The following is a 21,053-nucleotide window of genomic DNA, read 5'->3' as shown; positions in this document are numbered from 1 at the left end:
CTGCACGAGGGGAGCCACCATGCATCCGTCCACGCATCCGGTCACACCGCCGCTGTCCGATGTCGTCACCACCGCAAAGCTCCGGATGCCGCGGTGGGCGGCCCGAGACCGGCGGGTCGCCGCCGCCGTTGAGCCCGAGCACTTCCGGGTAGCAGCCCTCGTTGACGTGCGGCCACCGTTGTGGCGGTGCGGCGACCGCGGCTCCGTCGTACGCTCGATCAGCAGCCTGGCCGACGTCGCCGGAGCGCCGGCGCTGTTCGAACGAGACATGGTTCCCCCAGGAATTCGAATGCCGGTTGGCCGCACTCGACCAACCTACACTTAGGTGAGCCTAACCTAATGGTTCGCCGGAGTGTTTCCAAGGGGGCCGCGCCGTACGGGCCTGGTTTGCGTCCCTTGTCCGACCCGTCCGAGTGCGAGGCGGGGGGACAGTGGGGATCGAGTGCCCCAAGAGGAAGGCCACGATCCACGGTCGGGGGCGCGGCAATCCCGTCCCGGCAGCATTGGGCGGCTCAACTCGGCGCGGCAATCGAGCCTTTGGCACGCGAATGCCTTGCGCCCCAGCCATCGGCGCGGTCCTGGCCCGTCCGCGATCCTGTCGACCGCCCGATCCGCGCGCCCCGTCCGGATGGTCAGTGAGTGCCGGAGGCTCGCGACTGCGCCGCCGTGGCGATGACACGAGCGACGTCCGCGCCCGCTCGCAGCACATTCGGGTCGGTCGCGGCCCGGCAGCGACCGAGAACCGGGTCGTACTCCGTCGCGATGACTCCCGCGTGATCCGTATCCGGCTCCTCGAGCTCTACGGGCCAGCCCCGTGCCCGCATCGCGGTGTGGAGCTCACGGGAGTGGTGGCTGCCGACCACCGGATCGGCGGACCCGTGAACGAGTCGGACGGGCACCGGTGATGCGGAGCTCTCGGCAAGGTCGTGAAGAGGGACGGACCCTGTGCTGCGGGCGGGCCGGTCGTAGCCACCGGCGATGCCGACCGCCGCGGCGGGTCGCCAGCCGTCGGTCAGGTCGGGGCGCAGGGCGAGCGCGATCGCGGCGCCCGCTCCGGCGGACCACCCGGCAAGGACGATCCGCCGGGCGTCCGCGCCATGGGCCGCGGCGTTGTCCCGTACGAAGCGAAGCGAGGCAATGAGGTGCGACCGGCCGCCGTCGTCGGCGTCGGGGCGCCAGTCGGGAACGAAGACGGTCCTGCCGTGCGAGGCGGTTTCATGGGCCAAGGTGGTCATGACGTCGCGCTCATCGGGACTGACGCCGTGCCAGAGAAGCACACACGGTCCGGACGTCTGCCCGCCTGCAGGTCGGTACACGTCGAGAAGTTGCGTCGCCGAACCGCCTGCGTGCACGTACGGCACGGTGTGCGTTTCGGTTGCCTGCATTCGCCACCCCCAGGGACTCCCGACCGAGCCTAACGAAGGGCACGAGGCCGGGGGGAAGGCGCACCTGTGATTCTGCCGGCCGGCCATGTCGTCCGCGCCGGCAACCACAGGTGATCAGCCGCCATGATCCGGAGGGCCGTCCCCCGAGCTCATCTGGAGGCCGCAGGGCAGGCCGGCTCCTGTTCGGTGAAGTACGCGGCATCCTTGGGGCGTCGCACGTCCGGGACGGCCGGCCGCGGGGCGGGTTCCAGGTGGGGGATGTGCTTGGAGCAGTGGACGTACGCCTCCTCGACCGTCACATGTATCCACAACTGCGGCTGCCGCCCGGGGGCTGCGTCCACCGGGAGGTGGGGGTACTCGGCACGTTGCTCCTCCTCGGTGCGCAGTTGGGCCGACCCGTTGATGTGGAGGCCTATGTGGTGTCGGGTGAAGTCGATGAAGAGCAGGCCGAGATGAGGATTCTCGGCAATGTTTCCAACGCTGGCCAGTACCCCGTTGCCACGGTATTCCGGGTACGTCACCGTGCGGTCGTCCAGGACGGAGACGAATCCCGGCGGGCCGGCACGGAATGTCGCGTCGCAGGCACCACCAGCGTCGGCCGTGGACACGAACACCATGGACTGACGTGCCATGAACTCCCGCATGCTGGACGTGAGATGGTCACGCACCTGCCGGTCGTAGAAGTCGGCCGCGCGGTCCGCGGTGCCGAACTGCTTCTGCACCAACCGCTCGCCGGGTGATCCGATGGTCTCGTCATGTGCGGTCACGGCTGCTGGGTCTCCTCCTGAGAGCGGGCACGGTCCGGCTGCGAGGACAGGGTGGGAGCGTCCTGCGTCCTCGGGTTGAGGCAGACCTCATACTGGTCCGCGGTACCGGGCTCGTCCAGCAGATGGGACGACGAGCTGGTAGGCCGGCGTACTCACCCGGCCGTCGCGGCCACCTGCGCTGTGACGACGACCTTGCCGCGGGCGCGGCCTTCCTCCTGATAGCGGATGGCTTCGGGGGTCTCGGCCAGCAGATACGTCCGGTCGATGACAGGTGTCACCTTCCCGGATTCGATGAGATCCGTGAGAACGGTCAGGTTCTGCGCGCTCGGCGTGACGACGAGCGGGCGCAGCCTCTGGCGCACGAACGGTGACACGCCGAGCGCCTTGACGATGAGACCCACCGGCCCGAACCAACGACCTCCGCCTCCGCTGGAGAGTACGAGCGTCCCCTCCGGGGCGAGTACGCGTCTGCAGTCCGACAACGAGCGGTTTCCCACCAGATCGAGGATGAGATCGTAACGCCGGGGGCGCTGGGTGAAGTCCTCTCGTGTGTAGTCGACCACCTCGTCCGCGCCGATGGATCGCACCAGGTCCACGTTCCTCGCGCTGCACACGCCGGTCACGTTCGCGCCGAACGCCTTGGCCAGTTGTACGGCGAAGGTGCCCACACCCCCTGAGGCGCCATTGATCAGGACGCGCTGTCCTGCCTCGATCCGCCCTGTCTCGCGCAGTCCCTGGAGGGCGGTTGCCGCTGCCTCGGGAACGGCTGCGGCCTGCTCAAAGGTGAGATTCGCCGGCATCGGCGCCAGCGCGCTCCCGCGGGCACACGTGTACTCGGCGAAGGAGCCGGCGCCCTGGCCGAACACCGCGTCACCCCGTCGGAACCGGGTCACGTTCTTTCCGACCGCCTCGACGCGCCCGGCCACGTCGATCCCCCGAACCCTGTTCCTCGGCCCCAGCGGCCCGAACCCCACCCCGAACCCCACCAGGCGCACGATGTACGCCTGGCCTCTCATGAAGTGCCAGTCAGCCGGGTTGACGCTCGCCGCGTGGACGCGGACCAGGACATCGTCGTCCCCGACGACCGGGGTGTCGATGTCCTTGAGTTCGAGGACGTCGGGTGGGCCGTACGCGTCCTGCACGATTGCCTTCACGGTGTCTCGCCTTCGCCGAGCGGGTACTGGAACGCGCCATCGGGCGGAGCACCGAGCGCTGGAGGCGGGGCACGCCCAACGCTTTCGCGAGCCTGTCCGGCTCCGCCATACGAGCTTCCATGTCAAGTTTGTTTGACATGCAGACCGTAGGGCAGAGCCCACCCGATGTAAAGTTTTTTTGACCTCCCAGCCGAAACGTCCGTACCGAGCGGCACCGACAGGCGGGCGCGGGGCTACGCGTTCGGCCGCCTGGTCCTGGGTATCGAACCCCAGGCGGTGACCGTCACCGACAGCCGGGAGGGTCACTTCGCCCAACGGCGGCTGATCGCGCGGTCGGCGAGAACTTGGGCAGGCGGGGTACGGCCATCGGACCGGAGACCTTGCTCAGCGCGTTGACCGGGGCCGTGCCGAAGTGTCGGACTCCGGCGGCATCTTCGGCCCGGGCGAATCCGTTCCCACACCGGACCATGTGGTGCGCATTGTGCTCGACCACACGGGGTCGACCGTCCGAACGGCAGATCAGGACCGTCGTCCTTCCGTAGGGCCGATGGGCCGACGCGGAACTCGACGCCGCGCACCCAAAAAGGCCGAGGGGGAGATCCCCCTCGGCCACTCGCCTGCCCGGCTACTTCGAGATGACCGCGCGGAGTGTTCCCGCGGTGGTCGCCTCGAACTCACCGAAGCCAGTTGTACCGTCCGCGAATTGCACGAAAGCCCGGGCCCCGGACATGTCGAGGACCCTCACCCCGGCTGACGGGGCGCCGGTGAAGTCGGGATCGATTCCGGTGAACGACACCTGCTCCCCGGCTGCGAAACCGGAGAAATTCGCGACCACGACCTCGGTGTCCACACCGGCTGTGCTCGTGAGCGTCGCGGGGCCTGCGAAGCTTCCCATACTGTCCCAGGTGACGGGGAACTTGGCCGTACGGCCGCTGATACCTACCGATTGAACCTCAGAACTACTCGCGTTGCTGAGAGTGAGGTTGATGGCGAATGAGTTCAGCGGACCAGCGAATGTGGCCACGACTTCTTCGGCCATGTGCGATCTCCTGTCCCGTCATTGCAGGGCTGCAATTCGGCCCATGCGGTTGCTCTTATGATGGGCACACTTCGGCCTCGATGGTCATAGCTGGGGACAACCCGAAGGAAGCAAAGTATTTTTGAAGGGAAATCAGCTGCGATTCACACATCCCCTCACTGCATCATTGCGCTGTTTCACCGCTTCGTCGGACGGGTATTTCCACGACAGAGCAGTCGGATAATACGAGAAAGACGAGTGACCGGGCGTTTGCAGCCACCATGAAACGGCCCCGGAGTCCTGGCTGAGACACCAGCCACAAAGGAGCGGTAGGGACGTCGCGACCGCGGTCCTCCTGGGCCGGCGCCCGCCGCCCCGACTGCGGGCCCGCGCGCAAGCAAGCCCGTCGTTCGTGTTCGCCACCATCAGCTCGCGCCGGACGTCGGCGAGCACGGCGAGCATGGCCCCCCCACACACAGGGCCGCTCGCGTCGGACTGCTCCCATTCCCAGAACGGGTGACCTTTGCCCGCCACCTCCCCGCTGACGCTGGGTCACATCGGGCGGGGCTCCCCCGCTGCCCGCCCCACACGGTCACCGATTCCGCCTCGGGCAGCAGCCCGCCGACCGATGTCACCTGCGCCGACGAGTGCCGCATCCCTGCCCGAACCGCTCTGTTACGACGCCCTCAAGAGGCCCGGCGCCGAACTCGTTGCGATCACGTCCGAACAAGACCGGGGTGACGCACGTATTGGACGTACAGCAAGCCGGAGCAGACCGGATGACGGATGAAGGACGGACGCAATGACCGCAATCATCAGAAGCGGGTGGCCTCGGCTGGGACGCAGGAGCGTCGCTCTGATCGCCTGCGGTGCACTGGCCGCAGGGGGGCTCACAACCGCCGGGGTGGCGATGCTGCAGCCGGAGACGGCGACGGCATCGAGCCACCGGGAAGCCCCCCTGATCTCGGGGCAGCCCCAGTTCGACAACACGGATGTGTACGCGTTCGTCAGCCCTGATCACCCCGACACGACGACACTGGTGGCGAACTGGCTGCCGTTCCAGGAACCGGGGGGCGGTCCGAACTTCTACACGTTCGCCAACGACGCCCGCTATGACATCCACATCGACAGCGACGGTGACGCCCAGGACGACCTGCTGTACCGGTTCACCTTCAAGGACCACCGCAAGAACGACCTCACCTTCCTCTACAACACGGGTGTGGTGGAGAGCCTGGACGACCCGGACCTCAACTTCACCCAGACCTACGACATCGAGCTGCTGAGGCTGGAGCACAACAAGGTCGTCTCGGAACACAAGGTGGCGGAGGGTCTGCCGGTCGCTCCTTCGAACGTCGGCAAGGCGTCGATGCCCGACTACCAGAAGCTGCGCGACCAGGCTGTCCGGAAGATCCCCGGCGGCCTCAAGGCGTTCGCCGGTCAGGCCGACGACCCGTTCTTCCTCGATCTGCGGGTGTTCGACCTGCTGTACGGCGGTGACCTGTCGGAGGTCGGCAACGACACGCTGGGCGGCTACAACGTCAACACCATCGCCCTGCAGGTGCCCAACTCGTACATCCGTCAGTCGCACAAGCAGCCCGTCGTCGGCATCTACTCGACGACGGCGCGCAAGAACGCCTACGGCGACTGGACCCAGGTGTCGCGGCTCGGCATGCCGCTGGTCAACGAAGTGGTCAACCCGGTCAAGGACAAGGACAAGTTCAACGCTTCCTCGCCCGCGAACGACGGTGACTTCCTGAAGAACGTGACCGAACCGGAGCTGCCGAAACTCATCGACTCGATCTACAAGATCAAGGCTCCGGCGGAACCGCGGAACGACCTCGTCTCGGTGTTCCTGACCGGTGTCGAGGAGCTCAACCAGCCTCCGGGGGTGACGGCCTCGGAGATGCTGCGGCTCAACACCTCCATCAAACCCACCTCGAAGCCGAAGCGGCTGGGTGTCCTGGACGGCGACAACGCGGGCTTCCCCAACGGGCGGCGGCTGACGGACGACGTGCTCGACATCGCGTTGCAGGTGGTCGAGGGCGAACTCGTCGGCTCCAAGAACGACTTGGGTGACGCGGTCGACGCCAACGACAAGGAGTTCGGCACGACCTTCCCGTACGTCGCCCTGCCCGCCGCCGGCTCCGACACCAGGGCAGCCGCGAACTCGACCAAGAAGAACGCCACGGGGCTGACGGGAGGAGCGTCCTCGCTCACCGGGTCGTGGGACGACAACACGGTGATGTACGCCTCGGCGGCCGCAGGTGTGCTGCTGGCCGGCCTCGGCATGGTCTGGCTGCGTTCCCGCCGCCGTACCGCACGCCGCTCCTGGATGGGCTGACCTCCGCGGACGTCCCCCACTCCTGACCGGCCCGGCGGCGCCCTCCGCTCCCCCCTGCGGCGCCGCCGGGCCACCCCACCGAGAAGACCGAGAAAGGCGAGATCGATGCCCGTACGGAAGCCCCGGTTCGCGCGAGGACCTGAGCGAGGGCCTGGGCCGCGCCGGCGGATCGCAGTGGCTGTGGCCCTGGCCGTGGGGCTCACCGCCACCTCGGTGGCCATCGGCGCGGAAGGAGACTCCGAGCGGCCGGGGCGGGCAGCGCCCGTGCTCGCGGCGGATGTGCCCGTCGAGCGGCTGACGTCGGGGGGCCTGGCACAGGGCATCGAGGGCTTGCAGAAGCACCTCAAGGCGCAGCCCAAGGACGCCATCGGGTGGGCGACACTGGGCGCAGCGTATGTCGAGCAGGCGCGGACCAGCGGCGACCCGACACGGTATCCGCAGGCGGAGAAGTCGTTCGAACGGTCACTGAAGCTGCGACCGGCCGACGAGAACGACGCGGCGCTCGCGGGGCGGGCGGCGCTGGCCGCCGCCCGGCACGACTTCGGGACGGCGCTGGTCCAGGCGGACCGGGCACTGCGGGTGAACCCGTACAGCGAGCGGGCACTGGCCAGCCGGGTCGACGCGCTTGTCGAACTCGGCCGCTACGACGAGGCGCAGCGGGCGGTGCGGCTCGCCGACCGGCGGCGCCCCGGCATCCCGGTCTTCACCCGATACGCGTATGTCCTGGAGCTGCGCGGCGACACGAAGGGGGCGCGCCGGGTTCTGCTGCGGGCGCTGGACTCCGCGTCCACCACCGCGGATGTGGCATACGTCGCCACCGCGCTGGGCCAACTGGCCTGGAGTCAGGGACAGTACAAGACGGCGCTGGACCACTATGCGACCGCGCTGCGCGCCGATCCGGAGTATCTGCCGGCGCTGGAGGGGCGGGGGCGTACCCATGCCGCGCAAGGCAGTACCAAGCGTGCGCTGGCCGACCTCGAAGAGGTCGTACGCCGTTACCCGCTGCCGGGCCAGCTCGCCGCACTCGGCGAACTGCGCGAGGCGGACGGGCAGCGCAAACAAGCAAAGGAGCAGTACGCACTGGTCGGCACGTGGACGCGGCTGGCCCGCGCCAACGGCGTCACCACGGACCTGGAGTCGGCCCTCATCGAGGCCGACCACGGCGACGTCCGCGAGGCGTTGAGGTCGGCGCGCGCCGAATGGGCCCGTCGCCGGAGCGTCCACACGGCGGACGCGCTCGCCTGGGCACTCCATGCGAACGGCAAGGACCGGGAGGCACTTCCGTACGCGAAGAAGGCGACGGCCGACGCACCCGGGTATCGCAACGCGTCGTTCCTCTTCCACCGGGGCATGATCGAGCGCGCGCTGGGCGACGACGGGGCCGCGCGCCGCGATCTGCGCGCCGCGCTCGAACTGAACCCGGGCTTCTCGCCCACAGGGGTACGCGAGGCCAAGTCCGCGCTGGCCGAGCCGTCCGGGCGTCGGGGGGAATCATGAATCGGCGTACCGCCGCCGGCGCGCTCGCCACGCTGGTGGCGGGCGCGGCTCTGGCCCTGCTCCCCGCCCAGGCGGCGCAAGCACATCCACTCGGGAACTTCACCGTGAACCAGTACGACGGTCTTGTCGCGGCGCCTGGGCAGCTGCGCGTGGACCATGTGGAGGACCTGGCGGAGATCCCGACCGCACAGGAACAGCCCCGCATCGACACCGACGGGAACGACCGGCTGACGCCGTCCGAACTGTCGGCGTGGGCTCGTGGGCGGTGCGACGCCGCGGCTCGGGACGCCCGGCTCACGGTCGGCGGCGATGACGCGTCTTCGGTCTCGGCGGGGAGCGCAAAGGCGCAGGTACGTCCCGGGCAGGCCGGGTTGCAGACGCTGCGCGTGACCTGTGCGCTGACGGCGCCGCTGCCGCGAGGCGAGCGGCTCCAGGTCTCGTACCACCCGGCGGATGCCGCGACAGGTGCGGGATGGCGGGAGATCACCGCGCGGGGCGATCGGATGACGCTCTCGGGGTCGGACGTGCCACGGGACTCCACCTCCCGTCGGCTGACCGCGTACCCCGACGATCTGCTCTCCTCGCCGCCCGACCGCCGCTCGGCCGACTTCACGATCCGTCCGGGCGGGCCGACCCTCAACGGGAGTGAGGACGAGACAAGTGGTTCCCCGGCGGCGGGCGTACTGCCGCGGGGCGCGGACCGCTGGGCGCAGGCGCTGACCGGGCTGGTGGCCCGGCACGAACTGACCGTCGGCTTCGGCGCGCTCGCGCTCGGCGCGTCCCTGCTGCTGGGCGCCATGCATGCGCTGGCGCCCGGCCACGGCAAGACCATGATGGCCGCCGCGGCGACGGCAGGCGGCCGCAGTTCACTGCGCGACGTACTCGCCCTCGGGGCTTCGGTGACCATGAGCCACACCATGGGCGTCTTCGCCCTGGGCGGCTTGATCACCGCGGGGTCCGCCGCGGCGCCCACTGTTGTGTCCTGGCTGGCCGTGGCGAGCGGGACCCTGGTGGCCTTCGCGGGGGCGCTGCTGCTGCGCAGGGCGTGGCGACGGCGTCACGCCCTCCATGGGCACAGCCACGGGCACGGGCATGACCACGCGCATGGGCACGGGCATGGGCACGGCCCGGATCACGCGCACGGGCATGACCAGGGACACGACCACGGGCACGGGCATGACCACGGGCATGCGCACGGCGTCGGTGAGGAGCCTTCGCGCGCCGAGGAGCGGGTGCCCGTTCTCGCTGCCGCTCACGGGCACGAGCACGGGGCTGAACATCCGCCCCCTGCCCGCACGCCCGCGGACCCCGGCCACGAGCACAGCCACAGCCACAGCCACAGCCCTCCCGCCCCCGGCCTGCGGGGGGTCGTCCTCCTCGGCCTCGCCGGCGGACTCGTCCCGAGTCCGTCCGCAGTCGTCGTCCTGGTCGGCGCGGCGGCACTCGGCCAGGCATGGTTCGGGTTTCTGCTGGTGCTGGCGTACGGGGCCGGGCTGGCGCTCACCCTGGCGGGGGCGGGGTTCGCGGTGGTGCGGCTGCGGGAGACCACGACGCGCAGGCTGGCGCTGCGGCCTCGGGGCCGGTTCGTTGCACTGGCTCGTCGGGCGGCCCCGCTCGGATCGGCCGCTGTCGTCTTCATGCTCGGGTGCGGACTCCTGCTCAGGGGGGCAGCGGCCGCGCTGAGTTGAGCCGGGCGTCCAGAGGGAGCGGCATTCTGTGCGCCGATGCGGTCCTCACCGGTGCGGTGCCGGGAAGCTGCTGGTGGCGAGCACGGAGCCGTCGGCAGCGAGCAGATGGACCGCGGTGATGGGGGCGGTACCCGCCGGATAGGGGCTTCCCCAGTGGGCGTAGCCCTTGGAGACGCGGAAGGTGCCGACCGTGGCGGTCGAGCCGTCGGCGCGCTCGATCTGACACCGGACTGTGCCGCTGATCCTCTCCTCGACGGCATCGGCATCCAGAGCGACGTACAGCCAGGGCGACGCCCCGGTGTGGGCGAATGCCTCCCCGACGGACCGGCCCGCCGAGGTGAGCGTGCCGGTGAGCAGTGAGGTGCCGGTGTTCGGGACGGAGGTACCCGAAGCGGTGGGCGCCTGGGAATCCTGCAGACGTCCGACCGCCCATCCGCCCAGGGCGAGGGCGAAGGCCGCCACGACGGCTGCCATGGCGAGCACGGCGCGACGCAGCAGCCTGCGATGGCGGCTGCGCCGGGACGGCAGTCCGATGCGCTCCAGCACTCGCCCCTCGAACCCCACGGGCGGTTCGCAGCCCGGGACGAGGTCCACCAGTCCGTCGACCGTGCGCGCCAGTTCACGGACGTGTTCGCGGCAGGCGGAGCAGTGCTGGAGGTGGGCGACCGCTGCGGCCCGCTCGCGGGCGGGCAGGACGCCGAGTGCCAGTTCCGCACCGTTCTCCCGCAGCTCGTGGCAGGTGTAGGGGCCGACGTCGTTCATGAGCTGTCCTCCCTGTCCGACAAGGAGACTCGAAGCCTGCCGACGGCCGTCCTGATCCTGGTCTTGGCGGTCCCGAGCGGCACCTTTTCGACGTCGGCGATCTGCTGGGCGGTCATCCCGTAGATACCGGCCATCACCACGGCGCGTGCCTGGCCGGGTGGAAGTTCGGCGATGGCGCTGCGCACTTCCGCCGAGGTCTCGTCCGCGATCGCCTGCCGTTCCGGTGTCTGGGTGACGGCGTCCAGCAACGGCGCCAGGTCGCCGGGATCGACCGGAAAGGCCCTGCGGGACCGTACGGCGTCGATCGCCAGATTGTGCGCTATGGCCGTCAGCCAGGTGCGGACGGATCCGCGGCGCGAGTCGTAGACCTGGGCGTGCCGCCAGGCTCGTTCGAAGGTCTGCTGGGCGACGTCCTCGGCGAGCTGCGCGTCGCCGGTCACCGTGATGGCGACCCCGAAGACCTTCTGCTGGAATCGGCGGACGAACGCCACGGCGATCTCGGGATCGTCGGTCGTCAGGCCTGCGAGCAGGGCGTCGTCGGCCATCTGCTCCAAGGAAAGGCCCATCTGATGCATACCTCCACTACGTAACACCGTCCTGGAGGGATTGCCTGCCGCGTCGGGCGGCCGAAGGCGGTGCGCCATGGCACCGCAGCCCGGGCGGACAGGCGTCGAGAGCGGCGGCGAGTTCGGGGATCGTGGGCCGGGCGGCCGGATCGGGCCGGAGGCAGCCGTCGATGGCCGCGGCGAGGTCGCGCGGCAGGCGTCGGCGGGAGGCTATCGGCGGGGCCGTTCCCTCGAGCTGGGGATACCAGTCGTTCCGGCCGTCCGGTTCGACGCTGCCCCCGGTCCCGTCCACGCGCCCGTGCAGGGTCCCATCATCGGTCTCGTCATCGGGTTCGCCGCTGTCGAACGGCGTATCGCCCGTGGCGACCTCGTACAAGGTGACGCCGATGCCCCACACGTCGGCGGCGGCCGACAGCGGCCCGCCGTGTGCCTGCTCGGGAGCGAGATAGCAGAAGGTGCCCACGCCGGGCGGGGCGATGCCGGGCGGACGCGCGACGCTGAGGTCGAGCACTTTGGCGTGCCCGCGGTCGACGACGACGTTGGACGGCTTGAGGTCCAGGTGCAGCAGGCCCTGCCGATGGAGGTAGTGGATCGCGGAACACAGGTGCACACCGAGGAGGGCCACGTCCTCGGCGGCCGGCCGGCGCCGCAACCTGTGGATGAGGTGGGACAGCGTTTCGCCGGTCAGCGTCTCCATGACGACGAGCGGCTCGGGCGACTCGAAGATCTCGTAGGCACGTACCAGGTGCGGATGGGTGAAGGCCCGGAGCCAGTCGCCCTCCCGCAGCAGCCGATCGCGCAGCCGCTCCTCGTGACGGCGGTCGGGGCGCACCACTTTCACCACGCATCGGCAGCCCCGTTCCTCGCTCCAGCTGTCGTAGAGGTCGAGCCATCCGGTCCGGGTGAGGTGCGCCAGCACCTCGTAGCCCGGCGCGGGCCTCGTTCCGGGCGCCAGGGGCGGCGGAGCGGGTCGTGCTGTGGCGTGGCTCATGAGAGCCCCCTCGGTCATGGGAGCACTGTGCCCGCGGGTCGGGAGAGGGCGGGTACGGTGCCGGTCGCTGCGTTCAGCCGGTGAAGCCGGGCGTAGGTCCCGCCGCGTACGAGCAGGTCCTCGTGCGTGCCGTGCTCGACGACCCGGCCATGGTCCAGCACCACGATCCATGTCGCGTCGCGGACCGTGAGCAGATTGTGGGAGATGACGAGGGTGGTCCGCCCGGCCATCAGCCGGCGCAGGGGCTCCATGATCCGCCAACCCGACTGGGCGTCCAGGCCCGTGGTCGGCTCGTCGAGGAGCAGTACGGGTGCGTCCCTGATCATCGCGCGGGCGATCGCGAGGCGTTGGCGCTGCCCGCCGGAGAGCATCCGGCCGCGCTGGCCCACCAGGGTGTCGTAACCCTCCGGAAGGAGCCGGATGAAGTCGTGCGCGTCGGCGGCGCGGGCCGCTGCGACGATGTCCGCCTCTGTCGCGTCCGGGCGGCCGTAGGCGATGTTCTCGCGCACGGTGCCGTGAAAGACGAGGGTCTCCTGCAGTACCACCGCGACGTTCTCGCGCAGTTCGGACAGCTGGAGGTCCTTCAGATCGGTGCCGTCGAGGCGGACCGCCCCCTGCTCCGGGTCGTAGAAGCGCAGTTGCAGCTTCGCCACCGTGGACTTGCCGGCACCGCTCGCCCCGACCACCGCCAGCGTCCAGCCGGGCTCCACTCGGAACGACACATCGGACAGTGCCCACCGCGACGTGCCGGGATAGCGGAAGGAAACCCCGTCGAACTCCACGTCCCCGCGGGCACGCCCGATCCGCCGGGCGTCGGCGGCTTCGGCGACCTGGGGGCGCTGGTCGAGCAACTCGATGATCCGCTCGGCGGAGGCCGACGCCGCGTAGAAGGTGTTGGTGAGGTGGGACAGGTCGCGGATGGGGCTGTAGAGCTTGCTCAGCAGCGCGAGGAAGACCAGCAGCCCGCCCAGCGTGAGCTGTCCCTGCGCCAGCTTCCAGGTGCCCAGCGCCATCACGGCCAGCGCCCCGGTCAACTCGATGATCTCGACGATCGGCCCGTAGACGGCGCGGATCCGCGCCGATGCCATCGCGGCGCGGAACCTGCCCACGTTCTCGCGCTCGAAGCGGTTCTCCTCCCACTCCTGACGGTTGTACGCCTGGACCAGAGCAACGTTGCCGAGCGACTCCTCGGCGATCGCGCTGATCGAGCCGCTGCGCCGTCTGCGTTCCCGTGACGCCGCCCTGATCAGCCGGGAGAAACGCCGGGCCGAGCACCAGAACAGCGGCACGATGACGAGTGCGAGGAGAGTCAGATCCCACCTCAGGTAGAACAGCAGGCCGAGGAAGACGCCCAGGCGGATGACGTGATAGAGGCCGTTCGCCACTCCTGAGAGGAGGAACGTCTCGACCGCGTCGACGTCGCCGGTGACACGGGACAGCACGTCCCCCAGGCGCCGCCGCTCGAAGAACCCGAGCGAGAGTGACTGGACATGCCGGAACACATCCGACCGCAGGGCCAGCAGGAACCGCTCGCTGACCCAGGTGGACAGCACGTCGTCGGCGAATCCCAGGATGCCGGAGCTGACGATGAGGCCTACGTACGCAAGGGCGATCCAGAGGAAGGGGCCCAGATCGCGCGGGACGAGGACGTCGTCCACCACGATCTTGAAGAGCCAGATCTCGGCCGCGTCGATGACGGGTCCGATCACGCTGAAGCCGAGCAGGGGAACGAGCCAGCGCCGGCCACCGCGTGTATAGGGCCAGAAGCGCCGGAACACCTCACGCGGGGCGACCGGAGGGGCGGCGGCGACGACGGCATCGGGGTCATCGGCCACCGACAGCAGCCGACGCAGGACATGCCGCGAGACACGCGCCATGGCACGCGTTCCTCATGGATCACGGGTTGAGCGGGACGGGAGCCCTGGCTCCGGGCCCGCTCAGCCTTTGTCTGCGGTCACTTGTGACCATGGGTGGTGGTACGGCGACGACGACGGCGCTTGCCGGTGCTGTCGGAGTCGGAGCGGTTCGACGTCCTGTCCTTCTTGCGGCGACGGTCCTTCGCGGGACTGAGATGGCTGAAGATCATGAGCTTCCCTCCTGCAACGTGCCTCCAGACCAGATACGTATCGGAGCGGCCGTTGGATGGCGCTCCGGGGAAATTTCTTGCGCTCCTCGTATCCGCAGGCCCGGACGGTTGTCGGCGGGCAGTGCGGCTTCCGGTGGGGGGACCGCCGGCAGGGGAGGGACCACATGGAGCTCCGGAGCGACCGCAGGGCGCAGATGGAAGCTGTCCCGCCGCACCGTCGGCGCAGGGAGGCGTCATACCTCCAGCGGGTCCGCCCGGAGGATGGCCTCCTGTGCGAGGCGCAGCGGTCGGCCGGGCTCGATTCCGAGCTCCTCCCTGATGATCTGCCGGACCCTGCGGTACACGCCCAGGGCATCGCTCTGCCGCCCCACGCGGTACAGAGCGACCATCAGCTGACGGTGGAAGGGCTCCCGCAGCGGATGCTGGACCACCAGGCCCTTGAGTTCCTCGATCACGGCGTAGTGCCGGCCGAGAGCCAGGGCCGATTCGATATTCAGCTCGATGCAGTTGAGCCGCTTTTCCTCCTCGACGGCCGCGAACGAGTTGATCTCCAGGGATCCTGGAATACCGTCCAGGACAGGCCCCCGCCAAACGGCGAGGGCCTGTTCGAGGTGCTCCGCTGCGGCCGGATGGTCAGCCGCGAAGTAATGGGCTCTGCCGCTTTCGTAGAGTTCGTCGAACATCCGGACATCGAGCTGCGCCCTACCGATATTGAGAATATAACCGGGTGACACAGTGATGATCGGCGAGGCCATTCCGGGTTCACTGAGAAGTTTCCGCAATTGCGACACGTAGACGCGCAGGCTCGCGGTCGCGGACCGCGGTGGCTGCTGCTCCCACAACTCCGCGACCAGTTTGTCTCCCGGTACGGTCTCCCCCGCCCGGATGGTCAGGAGAGCAAGCAGCTTCGCGATCTTCGGTGACGCCGGCGTCAGGTCGACATCGCCACGGGTCACCCTCAGCCTGCCGAGCACTTCATAGCGCAGCGGCCGGCCGTTTTGCGCAGAGTGCAGGGACACGTAAACCCCCTGAATGCGTGTCACGCATTCGATAGTTCGGAATCCCCCGTCTACTCCCTGATGTCGCATGGAGTACACGCTTGCCGATAGAGAGCCTAGCGCGACGGTCGTTACGTGGTCATTAAGAGGAAGATAACAGCCGAGATGCGGCCCGAATGTCTCATTTCGGCCATCGCGTCGGCTGGAATTCAATTGTTGAGGCGGTGGTGTGTCGGAGCGGGAGAGGCGGCCCGCTGGGGAATCCCCTTCGCGGGCCGCCTCTCGTCCTGTCAGGTGTGTCGGTCAGGATGCGGGCACCCGGTCGGGGCGAGCGTCTCGGCCAGCCAGGAGAAGAGCCGGTCGTGGTAGAGAGTCATGGCTCCCGAGTGGCAGTGGGCGCCCCCGCCCTCGTCCGCGGTGAAGACATGCAGCGTCTTGGCGCTGTTGAGCCCCGTGTGCACCTTCTTCGCGTGTTCAAGGCCGGAGAAGAACATGTCCTCCTCGGCGTCGAGTACGAGCACGGGGCAGCGCACTTGTCCCACCACCTCCGAGAGGTTGAAGGCGGGCATGCGGCGGAGCAGTTCGGCGGGGGTCTCGGCGCCGAACGTCCACAGTGCCTGCCGCAGCAGCCAGCGGGTGAACGTCTGCCGCGCCGCGATCCCGTACATCACGGGATTGGCGAACTCGTCGCAGCCCTGCTCGACCCACTCCAGCACGAACGGAGGCAACGCCACGACATCACCGAGCTGCCAGACCGCGTCGTGGGCCACGCAGCCCGCCAGCCGGTGCTCGAACGCCGCGGCACGAACGGCCAGCAGGCCACCGAGGCTGGTGCCGATCAGCGCCAGACGCTCGGCATCCACCCCGGGCTGAGCCAGCGCGAAGTCCACCGCGGGTGCGACGACCTTCTCCCAGTCGGGCCTGAAGGTGAGGCCTTGTTCGCGCAGCACCGAGCCCTGCCCCGGCCCTTCGAAGCAGAGACAGTGGTAGCCGCGTGCCACCGCCGCGGCCGCGACGAAGAAGTAACCCTCTTCGAGGGTGGAGTCGATCCCGCCGTGGTGAATGATGGTGGGCCGTGGGCCGGCGGAGTCGTCCGCCCGGTAGAAGTGGCCCGGCAGCCATCCGTCCTCGTACGGGATACGGACGAACTGCGGTGCGCGTTCCATCAGTTCGGCGGCCGACGCGAACGTGTCCTTGGACAGCCCCATCAGCCGGCCGGCCTCCAGGTCGTGGGCGGGGTCGTCGCGCAGGAAGAACTCGGCCGTCCGGTAGTAGTTGTGCGCGCGCAGCAGCGCGGCACGGGCGTCGACGGTCCGCTTCTCCCCGAGTGCCGCCGTGCCCAGCCGGTGCACCCGCTCGGCCAGGGAGGTCCACTCGCGCCGCCAGGCGTCCGTGTCACCGTCCGGGATACGCGAGGCGACGGCGATGACCTCGCCGAGCTGTGCACCGCCGAGGTCGGCGTAACCGGCGGCGCGCAGTGCTTCGTAGTCGAATGCTGGGTCGTCGAAGAGGAATTTCATGGCTGCGGCTCCTGGGTCGAGTGAAGTGCTCCAAAGCCCGGTCGGGCGGGTGTCGTGGCTGACCTGTGCGTGCGCGTGCGGAGGGTGGCGCCGGTCCTGGATACGGGTAGGGGGGCGGGAGGGTCTAACGGGGTTGCGCGTGAGTCCTCGTCCCGTTGAGGAAGGTGTCGACGATCGACTCGGCGAACGCGGCGGACTCCACCGGGCGCTGACGGAGAATCAGCCGGGACAGCATGGGACCGGTGAGCAGTTCGACGGCCTGGTCCACATCCAGGCCCGGACGCAGCTCGCCGCTGTCCACGCCCGCGCGCAGCGCCCGGCGGAGCGCATCTCCCCGCGCGGCTACCACCGATTCCTCGAACCGCTCCACCAGCTGCGGGCGGCGCACCGCGTCGCCGAGCAGTCCGCCGAGCAGACGGTGCAGATCGGTGTCCTGCCCCCGGTGCCGGATCTGGTCGACGAGGCTCACCAGTTTGTCCCGCAAGGGAAGTCCGTCCAGAGGCGGGAGGGGAAGGTCGAGGCTGCCCAGCGCAGCGAGTACCAGTTCCTCCTTGTTGCGCCAGCGGCGGTAGATGGTGGCACGGGCGACCGCTGCCCGCTGCGCCACCATGTCCATGGACAGGGCGCTGAAGCTGCACCCTTCGCCGAGCAGGCCGAGCGTGCTCTCCAGGATCGCCCGGTCCGCGGCAGGATCACGCCGGCGGCCGCCCCGGGCTGTGCGCACCGGAGCGCCGTCGGGCCTGCGCCTGTCCCCGGACGCGGGTAGCCCTTCGGGTATGCCGTTCTCGGCCTCCGGCTGGACATGTGCCGGCATTCAGACCTCCGTGGTGTGGTCGGTTCTTTCCGCTGCCCGGATGTCCGGGCGTTCCGCGCTCCTGCGGGCAGGCAGAAGCAGCAGACCGAGAGGGCGCCGAGGAAGGTGACTCCAGCGGCGACCAGCGCGGTGACATGCACGGCGACCCCGAGGGCGCCGCCGATCCGGTGGAACGTGGTGCCGACGGCCGAGCCGGTACCGGCTCTCTCCCGCGGCAGGGCGGACATGACGGCGATCGTGGCCGATGGCATCACACAGGCGATGCCGACACCCAGGACGAAGAACACGGACTCGAGCAGCCACAGCTCGGTGTGCTCGTCGATGGGGCGCGCCGCCGACGGCGAGGCCGGCCGCGCCGGCCCGGATGCCGGCGGCCGGCGCCACGCTCGGTATGGATGTGTCGAGGACCACGCGCAGTACGCCCAGCGCCCACCAACGGCGAGGGGCGGGGGCGGGGATCTGCTCGGCGGCGATACGGAGCCGGGGCTTCGTCGTCACGGTTTCCGCTCCTCGCGAGAAGAGGGTGCTGCGTGAACTTCCTTCAGTTGCCGTACGTTTCGACGCTAGGTCCGGCTGTCCATCGAGTCAATGCCGTATCGAAACAAGGTTGACTCGTATCAAGCCATCATGGACCGGATCCCGGTCCGACCGCCGCGGCGACAACGAAGTGCCGTGCGACGACGCCACTTTGGAAGTGCCAGTCCGGTGCCGCCGAACAGCGCCAGACAGTGGTGTCCCGGCCGACCCGGCGTGGCTGAAAATGCACACTCGGGAAGTCCAGCCCCAGCCCGACGCCCAGGGCCTTCGCGTACGCCTCTTTGAGCGTCCACAGCCGTACGAGCATGCGATTGCGCTCCGCGTACGGGAGCAGCCGCAGCGCGGCGAGCTCCCGCGTGTGGCAGACCTTTTCCGGCAGCCCCGGCGTGAGCAGCGACCGGTCCTCCTCCTCCACATCCACGCCTATCCGGAACCCTCTGGCCACGCCGACCAGCAGGAGGCCGGCCGTGTGGCTGATGGCTCCGTCGAAGCCCGCCGGTTCACGTACGCCGGGGCGTCCGCGTGCGTCCCGCTCCAGCACCACGCCCGCCGGGTCGGCGCCACCCGCGGCGGCGACCGCTTGGCGCAACAGCAGCCGGGAGCCGAACAGCCTTGCCCGTGACCTGGGTTCACGCGTCGCCTGATACCTCGACCAGTCCGCACCGAGGAGTTCGCGCGCGGACGCGCACGGAGCGGACGCCCAGTCGGCCAGTCGGCCGTGACACACCGCGTACCCGTGGCGCCGCACGTTCTCGCGGACGGCGTCCCAGTCCCCGGAATCGGGGAGGAGGGGTCCGGCACAGAAGGGCACTCCTGGTTCCACCACCACCGCCCCCGTCTTCCTCTGTGATCCGGCTCCCTGCCGCCGCGGTCCGATCGTCTGCCGCGCCGCACCAGAGCGGCACCGCGTGCCACCACGCGGCGTGCACAAGCATGCACTCCCTGTTTTAGCGCCTTCAGGCAATGCCGTCCGGCAAACGCCGGACCTGCGACGTGCACATCAAGCGCGCCTTTACGCCTCCTTTTCACCACCCTCCAACGATGGAGGAACCGAATGGCACTTGGTGCCGCTCCGTCCGGTATCCCGTACCGGCGGAGCGATGGCCAGCGAGCGACAGGGGAAGAGATGAGCAGGAGCCTGACCGACGCCGTACGCGCCGGCGTGGAACACCATCCCGAGCGCTCCGCGTTCGTGTACCTGCACGAGGACGGCCGGGCGATGCGGCCCGAGCGGCTCACCTACAAGGAACTGGACCGCCGGGCCCGCCTGGTGGCCGCCCGGCTGCGCGAGGCGTCCAAGGGCGACGACTCACGTCCGGTACTGCTGCTCTACCCGCCCACGCTGGACTTCGTCACCGCGTTCCTGGGCTGCTTCTACGCAGGGCGCACGGCCATCCCCGCTCCGCTCCCCGACGAGCCGGGTGAGCGGCTCGCCCGAGTGAGAGGCATCCTGCGGGATGCCTCGGCGGGCGCGGTGCTGACGCTTCCCGAGCACCGGCAGGCCCTGGCCGCCTGGCTGGCCGCGTCCGGGGAGCAGGGGGTCGTATGCCTCGCGGCCGGCGGAGACGACGCCACCGAGCCCGACGCCTGGTTCCCGCCGCGGGTACGGGAGGAGGACGTGGCCTTCCTGCAGTACAGCTCGGGATCCACCAGCGAGCCCAAGGGGGTCATGGTCACGCACGGCAATCTGGCCGCCAATCAGGAGGCCATCCAGCGGACCATGGGCACTCCGAAGGGCGTCGTCACCGGCAGCTGGCTGCCGCTCTACCACGACATGGGCCTCATCGGGATGACCCTGCATCCCCTGTGGATGGGCGGCACGAGCGTACAGATGTCACCCATCTCGTTCATCAAGCAGCCGCACCGCTGGCTGCGCATGATGCACGACTACCGGGTCGAGGGCACCGCCTCGCCCAACTTCGGCTACGAGCTGTGCACCCGCCGGGTCACCGAGGAACAGTCCGCCGGGCTCGATCTGTCGACCCTGCGCGTGGCACTCAACGGGGCCGAGCCGGTTCGCGCCGACACGATCCGCGCCTTCACCGCGCGCTTCGCCGCCAACAGACTGCGCCCCCAGGCCATGCTCCCCTGCTACGGGCTGGCCGAGAACACCCTGCTGGTCTCCGGCGGCGACACCGCCCAGCCGCACGTCGAACTGACCGTGGACGCCCACGGACTCGAGCAGGACGAGCTGCAGCCGCCCCAAGCCGGCCGGGCGACCAGGACCCTCGTCGGCTGCGGCCGTCCGGAGGGCACCGAGGTCCTGCTCGTGAATCCGATGACCCTCGACGTGCTGCCGGCAGGCCAGGTCGGCGAGATCTGGCTGCGCGGCCCCTCGGTGGCCGCCGGCTACTGGAACCGCCCCCAGGAGAGCGCCGAGTCCTTCCGGGCATCGACCGCCGACGGCAGCTCGGGGTACTTCCGCACCGGCGATCTCGGCGCCCTGCTCGGAGGGGAGTTGTACGTGACCGGGCGGATCAAGGAGATGCTCATCCACCACGGCCGCAACCTCTATCCGCAGGACATCGAGCATGCCGTGCAGGAGTCTGGGGCGGCGTTCCGCCGTGGCGGCGGCGCCGTGTTCACAGTCTCGGACGCGGAGGCCGAGGGCTCCCACGTGGTGGTGGTCCAGGAGATCCGCCCCCGCACCTACGACGAAGGCGACCTGCCGGGACTTGCAGCATCGGTGCGGGAGTTGGTGAGCCGCGAGTTCCAACTGCCCGCTGTGAACGTGGTACTGGTACGGCCCGGCGTGATCCGCAAGACCACCAGCGGCAAGACGCAGCGCACCCTCATGCGGCAGCTCTTCCTCGACGGCACCCTGCCCGTCCTGCACCAACGCCTGGAACGAACGGTCGTGGCCCTCATCGACACAGGCGCCGACGAGAAGCGCGAGTCCGCCCCGCTGGCCGCCCCCGGTCGCTGAGAC

General features: G+C 69.6%; 17 protein-coding genes. 4 read left to right on the top strand and 13 right to left on the bottom strand.

The annotated features are described in order from the left end of the window. Positions 1-632: 632 nt before the first annotated feature. The 4 genes from ACFYWI_RS23260 to ACFYWI_RS23245 form a co-directional block, all read right to left on the bottom strand. On the bottom strand, positions 633-1,385 hold the full coding sequence (locus tag ACFYWI_RS23260) for an alpha/beta hydrolase (RefSeq protein WP_389235803.1): 753 nt from the start codon (positions 1,383-1,385) through the stop codon (positions 633-635). 149 nt (positions 1,386-1,534) lie between these two features. After that, complete coding sequence (locus ACFYWI_RS23255) at positions 1,535-2,152, bottom strand: pyridoxamine 5'-phosphate oxidase family protein (protein ID WP_389235800.1); 618 nt, start codon at positions 2,150-2,152, stop codon at positions 1,535-1,537. 152 nt (positions 2,153-2,304) lie between these two features. Next, complete coding sequence (locus tag ACFYWI_RS23250; protein ID WP_389235797.1) at positions 2,305-3,306, bottom strand: NAD(P)-dependent alcohol dehydrogenase; 1,002 nt, start codon at positions 3,304-3,306, stop codon at positions 2,305-2,307. Between the two features lie 625 nt (positions 3,307-3,931). Next, a complete protein-coding gene (locus ACFYWI_RS23245) occupies positions 3,932-4,345 on the bottom strand; it encodes a hypothetical protein (RefSeq protein WP_389235794.1) in 414 nt (137 codons plus the stop codon). A 781-nt stretch (positions 4,346-5,126) separates the two neighbouring features. Between ACFYWI_RS23245 and ACFYWI_RS23240 the strand changes: the two genes are divergently transcribed. The 3 genes from ACFYWI_RS23240 (at position 5,127) to ACFYWI_RS23230 (ending at position 9,850) form a co-directional block, all read left to right on the top strand. Then, positions 5,127-6,665: a DUF4331 domain-containing protein gene (locus ACFYWI_RS23240; protein ID WP_389235791.1), complete on the top strand. Its 1,539-nt coding sequence runs from the start codon at positions 5,127-5,129 to the stop codon at positions 6,663-6,665. A 174-nt stretch (positions 6,666-6,839) separates the two neighbouring features. After that, a complete protein-coding gene (locus ACFYWI_RS23235; RefSeq protein ID WP_389235788.1) occupies positions 6,840-8,162 on the top strand; it encodes a tetratricopeptide repeat protein in 1,323 nt (440 codons plus the stop codon). Next, positions 8,159-9,850 carry a nickel transporter gene (locus ACFYWI_RS23230; protein WP_389235785.1) on the top strand — a complete coding sequence of 564 codons (1,692 nt, stop codon included), beginning with the start codon at positions 8,159-8,161 and terminating at the stop codon, positions 9,848-9,850. Before ACFYWI_RS23235 ends, ACFYWI_RS23230 begins: the two co-directional genes overlap by 4 nt. 45 nt (positions 9,851-9,895) lie before the next feature. On the opposite strand, the gene ACFYWI_RS23225 is transcribed toward ACFYWI_RS23230, so the two are convergent. The 9 genes from ACFYWI_RS23225 to ACFYWI_RS23185 form a co-directional block, all read right to left on the bottom strand. Further along, a complete protein-coding gene (locus ACFYWI_RS23225) occupies positions 9,896-10,612 on the bottom strand; it encodes a hypothetical protein (RefSeq protein WP_389235782.1) in 717 nt (238 codons plus the stop codon). Beyond that, a complete protein-coding gene (locus ACFYWI_RS23220; protein ID WP_389235779.1) occupies positions 10,609-11,187 on the bottom strand; it encodes an RNA polymerase sigma factor in 579 nt (192 codons plus the stop codon). Before ACFYWI_RS23220 ends, ACFYWI_RS23225 begins: the two co-directional genes overlap by 4 nt. A gap of 7 nt (positions 11,188-11,194) precedes the next feature. Further along, the gene (locus ACFYWI_RS23215; RefSeq protein WP_389235776.1) at positions 11,195-12,169 is read right to left on the bottom strand and encodes a serine/threonine-protein kinase; all 975 of its coding nucleotides are present in this window, start codon (positions 12,167-12,169) and stop codon (positions 11,195-11,197) included. A gap of 14 nt (positions 12,170-12,183) precedes the next feature. Beyond that, positions 12,184-14,046: an ABC transporter ATP-binding protein gene (locus tag ACFYWI_RS23210; protein WP_389235773.1), complete on the bottom strand. Its 1,863-nt coding sequence runs from the start codon at positions 14,044-14,046 to the stop codon at positions 12,184-12,186. 77 nt (positions 14,047-14,123) lie between these two features. After that, complete coding sequence (locus tag ACFYWI_RS23205; protein WP_389235769.1) at positions 14,124-14,255, bottom strand: hypothetical protein; 132 nt, start codon at positions 14,253-14,255, stop codon at positions 14,124-14,126. Positions 14,256-14,488: 233 nt separating this feature from the next. Further along, on the bottom strand, positions 14,489-15,298 hold the full coding sequence (locus ACFYWI_RS23200) for a BTAD domain-containing putative transcriptional regulator (RefSeq protein WP_389235766.1): 810 nt from the start codon (positions 15,296-15,298) through the stop codon (positions 14,489-14,491). Positions 15,299-15,543: 245 nt separating this feature from the next. After that, positions 15,544-16,773, bottom strand: coding sequence for an alpha/beta hydrolase family protein (locus ACFYWI_RS23195; RefSeq protein ID WP_389235763.1), 1,230 nt, complete (start codon positions 16,771-16,773; stop codon positions 15,544-15,546). Positions 16,774-16,897: 124 nt separating this feature from the next. After that, entirely contained in the window at positions 16,898-17,587 is a 690-nt protein-coding gene (locus ACFYWI_RS23190; protein WP_389235760.1) for a TetR-like C-terminal domain-containing protein, read from the bottom strand. 625 nt (positions 17,588-18,212) lie between these two features. After that, positions 18,213-18,953, bottom strand: a complete 741-nt coding sequence (locus ACFYWI_RS23185) for a 4'-phosphopantetheinyl transferase family protein (protein ID WP_389235757.1) — start codon at positions 18,951-18,953, stop codon at positions 18,213-18,215. Positions 18,954-19,250: 297 nt separating this feature from the next. Here ACFYWI_RS23185 and ACFYWI_RS23180 point away from each other — a divergent pair, with 297 nt between their 5' ends. After that, complete coding sequence (locus tag ACFYWI_RS23180; protein ID WP_389235754.1) at positions 19,251-21,050, top strand: fatty acyl-AMP ligase; 1,800 nt, start codon at positions 19,251-19,253, stop codon at positions 21,048-21,050. Positions 21,051-21,053 lie beyond the last annotated feature (3 nt).

The sequence above is a fragment of the Streptomyces sp. NPDC002889 genome, assembly GCF_042888425.1.
In the GTDB taxonomy this organism is placed as follows: domain Bacteria; phylum Actinomycetota; class Actinomycetes; order Streptomycetales; family Streptomycetaceae; genus Streptomyces.
Note: the sequence above shows the minus strand (reverse complement) of the source record. Positions and strands in the feature narration are given on the sequence as shown.